General features: G+C 70.3%; 5 protein-coding genes and 3 pseudogenes. 4 read left to right on the forward strand and 4 right to left on the reverse strand.

Annotated elements, in window-relative coordinates; all coding sequences use genetic code 11:
• Positions 1 to 295: 295 nt before the first annotated feature.
• On the forward strand, positions 296 to 1,789 hold the full coding sequence (locus CA983_RS33820; RefSeq protein ID WP_086604601.1) for a DNA-binding protein NsdB: 1,494 nt from the start codon (positions 296 to 298) through the stop codon (positions 1,787 to 1,789).
• A 5-nt stretch (positions 1,790 to 1,794) separates the two neighbouring features.
• Here the strand turns inward: CA983_RS33820 and CA983_RS33825 are convergent, their stop codons facing one another.
• Both CA983_RS33825 and CA983_RS33830 read right to left on the reverse strand, forming a co-directional pair.
• Positions 1,795 to 3,204 (reverse strand): PP2C family protein-serine/threonine phosphatase, encoded by a 1,410-nt coding sequence (locus CA983_RS33825; RefSeq protein WP_086604602.1) that lies wholly within the window; start codon positions 3,202 to 3,204, stop codon positions 1,795 to 1,797.
• A gap of 271 nt (positions 3,205 to 3,475) precedes the next feature.
• Complete coding sequence (locus CA983_RS33830; RefSeq protein WP_086604603.1) at positions 3,476 to 4,570, reverse strand: baeRF3 domain-containing protein; 1,095 nt, start codon at positions 4,568 to 4,570, stop codon at positions 3,476 to 3,478.
• A 355-nt stretch (positions 4,571 to 4,925) separates the two neighbouring features.
• Between CA983_RS33830 and CA983_RS33835 the strand changes: the two are divergent.
• Positions 4,926 to 6,050: pseudogene (locus CA983_RS33835) on the forward strand (IS630 family transposase).
• 18 nt (positions 6,051 to 6,068) lie between these two features.
• Here the strand turns inward: CA983_RS33835 and CA983_RS33840 are convergent.
• The gene (locus tag CA983_RS33840) at positions 6,069 to 7,526 is read right to left on the reverse strand and encodes an aldehyde dehydrogenase (protein WP_208637096.1); all 1,458 of its coding nucleotides are present in this window, start codon (positions 7,524 to 7,526) and stop codon (positions 6,069 to 6,071) included.
• Between the two features lie 317 nt (positions 7,527 to 7,843).
• Between CA983_RS33840 and CA983_RS48410 the strand changes: the two are divergent.
• Positions 7,844 to 8,102, forward strand: a pseudogene (locus CA983_RS48410) (asparagine synthase (glutamine-hydrolyzing)); the annotation flags it as partial.
• A 25-nt stretch (positions 8,103 to 8,127) separates the two neighbouring features.
• Here CA983_RS48410 and CA983_RS33850 read toward each other — a convergent pair.
• The gene (locus tag CA983_RS33850) at positions 8,128 to 9,699 is read right to left on the reverse strand and encodes an alpha/beta hydrolase (protein ID WP_086604605.1); all 1,572 of its coding nucleotides are present in this window, start codon (positions 9,697 to 9,699) and stop codon (positions 8,128 to 8,130) included.
• Between the two features lie 272 nt (positions 9,700 to 9,971).
• Here CA983_RS33850 and CA983_RS33855 point away from each other — a divergent pair.
• Positions 9,972 to 10,226 (forward strand): annotated as a pseudogene (locus CA983_RS33855) (chaplin); the annotation flags it as partial.
• Positions 10,227 to 10,289 lie beyond the last annotated feature (63 nt).

Raw genomic sequence — 10,289 nt, forward strand, 5'->3', positions numbered from 1 at the left:
CCGTGGGACGGGGGTGCAGCGACCGGGGCGGTGCGGACACGGAGGACGATGCTGTGTACATGGGCGAAACAGATCCCTTCGTGTGCCTGCGACGACAGCGCACCACCCGGCCCGGGCTCCCGGGAGCACCCTGGGGAATGTCCCTGCGGCGACCGGGTCGGGGTGGCGCGTTCCTACCTGACACCCGATGCCCAGTGGCACACCATCTGGCGAACCCTGGCGAACCCTGGCGAATAGTCGCCCGGCAAGTCTGGCCGGGCTACTGTCAACTCAGCCGAGAACCTGGGGGCTTGACGTGAGCGGACAACCCAACACCCGGCTCGCGGACCTGTTCGGCCTGGCCGGCTGGTCCAAGGGCGAACTCGCGAGGCTGGTCAACCGGCAGGCGGCGGCCATGGGCCATCCCCAGCTGGCGACCGACACCTCCCGGGTGCGGCGTTGGATCGACATGGGAGAGATCCCGCGCGATCCGGTGCCGCGGGTGCTGGCGGCTCTGTTCACCGAGCGTCTCGGCCGTGTCGTGACCATCGAGGACCTCGGTCTGGTCCGGCACGGGCGTGCGGGGAAACGGCCACGCGGCGGGAGTGCGGAGTCTCCCGACGGAGTGCCGTGGGCGCCCGAGCGGACCGCCGCGGTCCTCACCGAATTCACGGGAATGGACCTCATGCTCAACCGACGCGGCTTGGTGGGCGCGGGCGCCGCGCTCGCCGCGGGATCCGCACTCAGCAGCGCCATGTACGACTGGCTGCACACCGACCCTGCCCTGGCTGCCGACGCTCCCGACCTCGACCATCCCCTGCACGCCGACCCCGCTGGGTTCGACCGTTACGAGGCCGCCCCCATCGGGTCGCAGGAGATCGAGGAACTGGAGCGCTCGGTCGAGGTGTTCCGAGCCTGGGACGCGGCCCGCGGCGGCGGGCTCCAACGCAAGGCCGTGGTGGGCCAGCTCAACGAGGTGGGCGGCATGCTCGCCTACCGTCACCCACCCCATCTCCAGCGGCGCCTGTGGGGCGTCGCCGCCAACCTGGCCGTCCTCGCGGGCTGGATGTCGCACGACGTCGGCCTGGAGCCCACGGCCCAGAAGTACTTCGTCATCGCCGCGCACGCGGCCAGAGAGGGCGGGGACCGGCCCCGCGCGGGCGAGGCACTCTCCCGCGCGGCCCGCCAGATGGTCCACCTGGGCCGGCCGGACGACGCCCTGGACTTGATGAAGCTGGCCCAGTCCGGCTCCGGCGAGGAGGTGCTGCCGCGCACCAAGGCCATGCTGTGCACCGTGGAGGCCTGGGCGCAGGCCTCCATGGGCAAGGGCCAGGCGATGCGACGCACCCTGGGGCAGGCGGAGGACCTCTTCGTCTCCGACAAGGGCGACGTCCCGGCGCCGAGCTGGATGCAGCTGTTCGACGAGGCCGACTTGTACGGAATGCAGGCCCTGTCCTACCGCACGCTGGCGGAGTTCGAGCCGGACGCGGCCGTGCACGCGCAGTACTACGCGGACAGGGCCCTCGCCCTGCGGATCGACGGGCGGCAGCGGTCGAAGATCTTCGACTACCTGTCCATGGCCTCGGCCTGCTTCATCGCCGACGATCCCGAACAGGCGGACCGGTACGCGCGACTGGCCCTGGTGTCGATGGGCTCCAACTCCTCCCACCGCACCTGGGACCGGCTGCGCCAGATGTACCGGCTCACCGCCCAGTACTCCGGTTATCCGAAGATCCAGGAGCTGCGGGAGGAGATCAAGCTCGCCCTGCCGAAGACGAAGGGCAGGGGCGGCAACAACGCACAGGCCTGAGCTTCCTATGCCATGACCTTGGCGACGAGCACGCAGGCGTTGTCCGCGCGCTCCCTCTCGCCGAACTCCTGGACCACCGTCCGCAGGCAGTCCTCCGCGGTGACGGTCCCGGTCAGACGCGGCGCCAGGTCGAGGAGGAGGTTCGCGGCAGCCGTTCCGGTGTGCCCGGGTACCAGCCCGTCGGTGTGCAGGAGCAGCAGGTCGCCCATCTCCAGTGTCTCTTCGGCCTGCCCGTAGACGGCGCCCGAGGTGGCGCCGAGCAGGACGCCGTCCGGTGCGTTCAGCACACGCCCCGTCCCGTCGCGGAACAGCAGCGGGGCGGGGTGTCCGGCCTGCGCCCACACCAGGGTGCGGGTCGCGGGGCGGTAGCGGCAGCAGACGGCGCTGCCGAGGGCGGGTTGCACGGTGGTGGTGTCGAGTAACTGGTTCAGCCAGGCCATCAGCCGGCCGGGCGGGGCGCCGGCCATGGCCATGCCGCGCACGGCACCGAGCAGCATCGTCATGTTCGACGTGACGCCGACGCCGTGTCCGGTGAGGTCGCCGACGCTGAGGAGCGTCTCGCCGTCGGTCAGTTCGAGCGCGTCGTACCAGTCGCCGCCGATCAGCGTGTTCGTGGACGCCGGCAGGTGCCGGGCCGCGAGGTCGAGGGTCCTGGGATCCCGGTGCGGGAGCCGCAGGGAGCCGCGCCACTGCGGCAGCACGGCCTCCTGCAACTCGACCGCGATCCGGTGCTCGGTCCGCGCGTCCTGCCGCCGGTCGGTGAGCGAGTCACGGGTCTCGCTCACCACCCGCTGGCTGCGGCGCAGTTCGCTGACGTCCCGCAGCACGGCCCACATCGAGGCGGTGCTTCCGTCAGTGTCGAGGACCGGTTCGCCCATCATGTGCACGGTCCGTACGTCGCCGTTCCGGCGGGCGATGCGGAACTCGCCGTCGATGGGCCGGGCGTCGACGAGGCAGTTCGTCACCATCGCCGTCAGCTTCGGCCGGTCCTCGTCGAGCACCAGGGACGGCAGCTCGTCGAGGGTGAGCGGGGGAGCGGCGGGGTCGCGGCCCAGGATCTGGTAGAGCTCCCCGGACCAACTGGCCTCGTCCGTCAGCAGGTTCCACTCGGCGCTGCCGACCCGGCTGAGCAGTGAGCCGGGTGCGGGCGCGGCGGGTTCCGGGTCCGCCGTGGGCAGGGGCCCGTCCCGTAGCTGGGCCAGGTGCTCGTCGAGGTCGTTGAGCTGGTGCAGGGCCAGGTCGCACAGGGCGCGCTGCCAGCGTCCCCGGGGGTGGTCCGATCCGTCCTCCTCGGCGTCGCGCCGCACGGCGTCCACGTCGCCCTTGAGCCGCCGCGTCTGCGATATCAGCGACTCGACCGAGCCGCGTCCGGGCGGCTGGGCGGCGGGGCGGTCCGCGGAGAGGTGGGACGGCATGACGCACTCCGATGCGGGGACGGTTCGACCAAGGCGGACGGAGGGACCGTTACGACTGTTGCACAGCCCGCGACGCCCTGTAAGGGATTTGGCAACACACGATACGGTGGTGCTTCTGGCATATGCCACAGTCTCACGGAGTTACTCCGAGGTAGGTGCGGAGCAGGCACTCCGGAGGGCCAACTCGTAGATTACACAGGGAGTTTGACGACCCGTCGGTAAGGTGGCGCGCGGTTGCCGCGCGTGTTCGACGGCCCTGTGTTCGATAGCTTCAGTACCGCAGAACTCCGGCGATGCCGTCCGCCTCACCCAGTGTGCCGTCCGGTACGAAACGGACGTCGGCTCCGGTCTCCAGGCACTGCTCGACGATCTCGTCCACGATGTCCTCGCGGCCCTCGAGGTCGCTGCTCTCGGCGAGGATCAGGTGGTCCCCGGCGTCGCGGACCGTCACCCGGTAGTTCTCCTCGACGGCCAGCAGCCGGACGCGGCCGTCCCGGGCGCTCTGCCAGAGCTCGTCGACACCGGCGGCGAACTCCCGTCGCCCGCGGGCCGTTTCGAGGGCGCGGGTCACGGCTTCCGTGTTCCTGCGGGCCTCCGTCTCGATCACCGGCCGAATGGCCTGCCACACGGACTCGGGCGTCCCGTGCGCGAGGCCGCCGTGCGGGACGTGCACCGCTCCCTTGGTGGCGCTGCCGACCTCGTCCATCAGGGCGAGGGCGGCCGGCGGGCCGGTGACGTACAGCGGTCGCGGGTGCTCGCGCAGGACGGTGCTCATCGCGGTGTCGGCCTCACGCAGGAACTGGCGGGTGCGCTCCTCCCGGAAGGCGCTCTGCAGGTCGCCGACCCGCTGCTGCCGTTCCGGGTCGAAGTTCTCCACGCGGCGGGTCAAAGGGAAGCCGTCGGCGCGTTGCTCGACGACGCGGTCGGCGCCGCCGTTCCAGAGGGTCGCGCGGTCGGCGGAGAGCGACAGCACCCAGAACGGCCGTTCCGCCGTCTGGGCGGAGACGAGGTTGCGGGTGAGGAAGGTGTCGGAGAGCACCACGCGTTCGGGCACGGACCGGGCGAGCGACCACACCTGGTGCTCGCCGGGAGCGGCGAAGATCGCCAGGCCGTCCTCGGCGTGCGTCAGGTCGACCTCGGAAAGGGCCTGGTCGAGGTGGTGGGCGACCTCGGCCCGGCGTTCGCGGCTGATCACCGGATCGGCCTCGAGCTGCCGCTTGGCCTCGGTCACCGCGTTGCGCAGCCGGACCTGGTCCTGGGTCTTGTGGGGATCGCGCCGGTGGGTCGGAGTCAGCACGGAGACCGCGGGGTAGGGGCGCGGGCGCCGCAGCTCGGCAAGGGTCGCGGGACTCAGAACGTGCTCCATGACAGAACGATAGAGCGGATTCGCCATGAGGGCATTCGGGGCAATCGGCACCTCCCTGTGGAGGCCGGGGAGCCGGGAGTTGGGCAAGTTTTTGCGGCTGGCCGATTCCGGCGGAGTCCATGTCGGCAGGGAGTCGCACGCTCGAAATCTAGATGGTTAATACAACTTATTTGCGGGGGGTGCGCGTATGCCCGGCGTCACCGGCTGGGTCTCCTTCGACCGCGACCTGAGTGCCGAGGCAGCGCCCCTGAACGCGATGACCTAGTGCCGTGACCGGGAACATTCACCGGGTTGGTGTGGGGGGCTCTTGAGCCGGTTGGATGTGATCTCATTTCCGGTCTGGTGTGGGGGTGGGATGGCGCGACTGGTCCGGGTGCGCATGCTGACCGAGCGGGAGGGGCAGAAGTTGCAGCAGGTCGTGCGGCGAGGCAGCACGAGCTCGGTGTGGTTTAGGCGGGCGATGATGCTGCTGGCTTCGGCGGGCGGCAGCACGGTCCCGGCCATCGCACGGCTGATGCAGGCTGATGAGGACACCGTCCGTGATGATGTGATCCACCACTTCAACGAGGTCGGGCTGTCCTGTCTGGCCCCTCAGTGGGCGGGAGGCCGTCCCCGCCTACTCAGCCCGGACGACGAGGACTTCGTTGTCCAGACGGCCACCACCCGCCCTACCCAGCTCGGTAAGCCCTTCACCCGCTGGTCGATCCGCAAGCTCGTCGATCACTTGCGACGCAACATCTCCCGGCCGGTCCGGATCGGCCGGGAGACCCTGCGCTGTTTACTGGCCCGCCGCGGGATCTCCTTCCAGCGCACGAAGACCTGGAAAGAGTCCCCGGACCCTGACTTCGATGCCAAGCTCGACCGGATCGAGTACGCGATCAACGAGCGCCCGCATCGCACGTTCGCGTTCGATGAGTTCGGCCCCCTGGGCATCCGTCCGACCGCGGGCTCTTGCTGGGCCGAGCAGGGACATGCGGACCGATTGCCGGCAACCTACCGCCGCACCCACGGCATCACCTACTTCCACGGCTGCTAGTCCGTAGGCGACGACCAGCAGTGGGGCGTCAACCGGCGCCGCAAAGGCATCGACCACACCTGGTCAGCACTCAGATCGATCCGCGCGGCCCGACCCGACGGCGCCCCGATCCACGTGATCCTCGACAACCTGTCCGCCCACCTGAACTGGCGCATCCGGCGGTGGGCGGCGAAGAACAAGGTCGAGCTGTGCTTCACCCCGACCTACGCCTCCTGGGCAAACCCCATCGAGGCCCACTTCGGGCCGCTGCGGCAGTTCACCCTCGCCAACTCCCACCACCCCAACCACACGGTCCAGATCCGGGCCCTGCACGCCTACCTGCGCTGGCGCAACAACAACGCCCGCCACCCCGACGTCCTGGCCGCCCAACGACGCGAACGCGCCCGTGTCCGCAGCGAGAAAGCCATCCGCTGGGGCGGCAGAGCGGTCCAAGCCACGGCCTGACCACCGGGCCTTTCCCGGTCACAGCACTGGATCGCCCGGCAAATTGATCGTCTTGTACTCCAGGAACGAGCTGAGGCCCTCGGGCCCGAACTCGCGGCCGACCCCGGATTCCTTGTATCCGCCGAAGGGGGCGGCGAACTCGATCCGGTACCCGTTCAGCGTCAAGGTCCCCGTACGCACTTGGCGAGCGATGCGCATGGCCCGCTCCAGGTCGTTGGTCCAGACACTTCCCGACAGGCCGTACTTCGAGTCGTTCGCGATACGGACCGCGTCGTTGTCGTCGTCGAAGGGGATCACGACAAGCACTGGGCCGAAGATCTCCTCCTGCGCGACGCGCATGGAGCTGTCGACGTCTGCGAAGATCGTCGGTTCGACGTACCAGCCCTTCGTCTGGCTCGCGGGCCGGCCGCCGCCGACCGTGATCGTTGCGCCGTCCTTCCGCCCGCCGGCGATGTAGTCCTCGACCCGCCGCCGCTGGCGCTCGGCCACCAGGGGGCCGACCTCGGTCGAGGGGTCATCCGGATCGCCGACCCGCAGCGCAGCAGCCGATTGCGAGATCGCATCCACAACCTGCTGGTAGCAGCTGCGATGAGCGAGGATCCGGGTCTGCGCCAGGCAGTGCTGCCCGGACATCATGATCGCGTACGGCATAAGGGCGGGCACGACGCTGTCGATGTCGGCGTCCTCGAGGATGATGGCGGGCGACTTCCCGCCGCACTCGAGGGTGACGCGCTTGAACTGCTCGCCGCACAGCGCGCCGACCCGCCGCCCTACGGCGGAGCTGCCCGTGAAGCTGATCTTGTCAACGAGCGGGTGCCGCACGAGCGCCTCACTGTTCTCCCGGTCGGCGGGCACGATGTTGAGGACACCCGGGGGCAGACCGGCCTCCATGGCAGCTTCGGCGAGCAGGTACGCGTCCAGCGGAGTCTCCGGCGCGGGCTTCAGCACGACGGTGCAGCCGGCGATCAGGGCAGGAGCAAGGTTCACCATCGTCAGGATGAGCGGCGCGTTCCACGGCACGATCTGCCCCACGACGCCCACAGGCTCGCAAAGGATCCGCGCGGTACCGCTGAGACCTGCTCGATCCTGCTCGAAGGGGAACGTGGCGGCAAGTTCCCGGTTGTAGTCCAGAACCATCACGGGAACCGGTGCCTGGAGCTGGTTCGAGAAGCTGATCGGTGAACCCATCTCTGCGGTGATGAGCTGTGCGATCTCCGGGACACGTGCGCGCAGGTAATCGCTGAACGGACCCAGAGCGTTTGCGCGCTCCTGTGGAGACATGCGGGGCCAGGGGCCATCGTCGAAGGCGGCGCGCGCCGCGCGTACTGCTCGGTCGATATCGGCAGGCGTCGATGAGGGAGCGGTACCGAGCCGCTCCTCCGTGACCGGAGAGATGACCTCGATCACGTCCTCCGACGCAGGCGCGATCATGTCCCCGCCAATGAACAGCCGGTCCTGCATTGTGCGGCTGGTCATGGCCGCTCCTTTCGCCGTGCTGCCGCCGGTGACCGACGCCGAGCCGTCACCGCGTGATGTCTGCAAACAGCCGACCACGACGGAGCCTCGGCCGCGTGCGGGCTTCCACCAGACGGAGGACCGATGCCGTGGCGCCCCGCGAGCAGCAACCCGGCGAATGTTCCCGGTCACGGCACTAGACGACGGCCTGCCGCGGCCCGGACGACCACGGCGTCTGGGCCGAGGGGCCAGCCGGCCTCGGACACCGCAGGCTCACGATCATCGACCTGCCCGGCGGCCGCCGGCCCATGACCGCCGCCACCCCGCACGGCACCGTCGCCCTCGTCGACAGGGGCAAGAGCCCCTATCCGTCCGCGCAGGAGCCGAAGTACGCGCTGGCCCTCCGGAACCAAGCGAAGGACCTCCCGGCACGACCGGACCACCCGCTCTTCGACCTCGTCGACCCCGAACGGCTCCGGCAGGCCGCGCACCGCGACACGCCCGTCGAGCGGCCAGGCCGCACGACGGGGCCTGGAGCGGGCCCTCGACCTGGCGATGTGGCGGGACCTCTGCGCACCCGAGGTCTCACTCGGCTGACCACGGGGTCCGTGGCCGGACCGGCTCACTCGGAGTCGTGGTCGGAGCCGCAGGAACTGCCGTCCGGCGGGAGAGTGCCGTACAGCAGGAACGCGTCGACCTTGCGGTGCACGCACTTGGAGGAGCCGTAACCGGTGTGGCCCTCGCCCCGGTTGTCGAGCACCACGGCCGACGACCCGATCCGCTGGGCCGTCTCCACCGTCCAGCGGTACGGCGTCGCCGGGTCGCCACGGGTGCCGACGAGCAGCATCTTCGGGGTGTCGAGATCCTTGACCTTGTCACGGATGAAGTCGGTGCCCTTGGGGCGGCCGTAGCACATCAGCACCTGGGTGAGCCGGTAGCGGCCGAAGACCGGCGACGCCCGCTCGTACCGGGCGCGCAGCCGGCCGAGGTCCCTGCCGACCTGCTCCGCGGTGGGGCGGTCGGGATCGTCCGCGCAGTTGACCGCCATCAGCGCGGCCGACAGGTTGTCCATGGGCACGTCCTGCGGGTCGACGAGCCCGGCGTGGGCCACCCGCCACGGGGGGAGGCCGACGCCCCCGGACGCGAAGGCCTCCAGACGGCTGGTGTCGCCGTCCTCGAGCAGTTGTGCGACGGCCCGCTGGAGCGACGGCCACAACTCCCTGCTGTACAGCCCCTGCGCGAGGGCTGCCGCGAAGTCCTGGCCGGAGAACGCCTCGCCGAAGTCGGTCGGCACCGGGTCCTGGTCGAGCGACTCGACCACCTGGACGACGTGCTCCCTGGCCTCCCGGGGATTCTGCCCGAACGGGCAGGCGATGTCCTCCGTGCACCAGGCGAGGAAGTTCTCCAGCGCGGTCTGCTGCCCCCGCGCGCTCACCACACCCTGCTCGGACAGCGGCTCGGTGAGTGTGTCGACGCCGTCCAGGACCATCCTGCCGACCTTGTCCGGGAACTGGGCCGCGTACACCGCACCGAGCCGGCTGCCGTAGGAGAAGCCCAGGTAGTCGAGCTCGCCGTCGCCGAGCGCGTCGCGTATGACGTCCAGGTCCCGGGCGGCGTTCACCGTGCCGATGTGGGGCAGGACGGGACCCGAGTGCTCGGTGCACTCGGCCGCAGCGTCGCGCAGCTTTTCGAGCAGGGCCTGAGGATCGGCCACGGCGGCGTCGCCGTCCGTCGCGTCCAGTGCGTCGTCCGGGGCGGTGCCGCAGCTGACCGGGGAGGAGCGGCCGACGCCCCGGGGATCGAAGGCGACCACGTCGTAGCCGTTCGTCAGCCCCATGAAGTCCTTGCCGGCCATGGCGAGTTGGCCCACGCCCTGACCGCCCGGGCCGCCGAAGTTCAGCAGCAGCGAGCCCCGGGACTTGCCCGTGGCCCGATAGCGGGCCAGGGCGAGATCGAGGGTCCCCTTCCCGGGGTCGGCGTAGTCGAGGGGGACGGTGACCTTGCCGCACTGGAGGTCCTTCGGCATGTCCTCGCCCTCGCACGCCGACCACGTGACCTTCTGGTCGTAGAAGCGCCCCAGGCCGGACCCGGGGCCGTCCGCGGCCGGCAGCCCCGCACCCAGCAGGGCCAGCCCGGCCGCACAGGGGACCGCGCAGCGCCTCACCGAGGGGCGCGTGGACAGCTTGGCCAGCATCGATGCCTCCAGGGGCGCCCACAGCGGACCGGGGACCGGCGCCCTCGCTCACCATAAGCGGGCACCGGAAGCCGCGCCTCCGGGCGAGCGGGCGGGGGCGGAGTGCCCTATCCTGCGCGGCCGCGTCGCGGATACGAAGGGCTTTACCGCTAGTTCGACAACCGGGCCGCTCGATGGAGTGAAAGGCCGATAAGCCATAACTCGGATCGGCCGTCCGCGTTTTATCTCGTGCGGGTGAGTGCCCGCGATGATGTCTGGAAGGCAGGGAACCTATGAAACGGGTTACCCGAAACGGTGTGATCGCCGTCGCCACCGCCTCTGGCGCGATGGCCCTGACCGTCCCCGCGTACGCCGGTTCCGGGGCGGACGGCTCGGCGGCCGGTTCGCCCGGGGTGGTCTCCGGCAACACCGTCCAGCTGCCGGTGCACGTCCCGGTGAACGTGTGCGGGAACACCGTGAACGTGGTGGGGCTCCTCAATCCCGCCGCGGGCAACAGCTGCGCGAACAAGGACGACGGGCGGGCCGGCCGGCCCGCCCGTCGTCCTTGTTCGCGCAGCTGTTGCCCGCGGCGGGATTGAGGAGCCCCACCA

The sequence above is a fragment of the Streptomyces swartbergensis genome (genome assembly GCF_002148965.1).
In the GTDB taxonomy this organism is placed as follows: Bacteria; Actinomycetota; Actinomycetes; order Streptomycetales; family Streptomycetaceae; genus Streptomyces; species Streptomyces swartbergensis.

Excerpts from the sequence above, each read along its gene's own strand:
- CA983_RS33825 (WP_086604602.1), bottom strand. The coding sequence starts at position 3,204 with ATGCCGTCCCACCTCTCCGCGGACCGCCCCGCCGCCCAGCCGCCCGGA.
- CA983_RS33830 (WP_086604603.1), bottom strand. The coding sequence starts at position 4,570 with ATGGAGCACGTTCTGAGTCCCGCGACCCTTGCCGAGCTGCGGCGCCCG.
- CA983_RS33840 (WP_208637096.1), bottom strand. The coding sequence starts at position 7,526 with ATGACCAGCCGCACAATGCAGGACCGGCTGTTCATTGGCGGGGACATG.
- CA983_RS33850 (WP_086604605.1), bottom strand. The coding sequence starts at position 9,699 with ATGCTGGCCAAGCTGTCCACGCGCCCCTCGGTGAGGCGCTGCGCGGTC.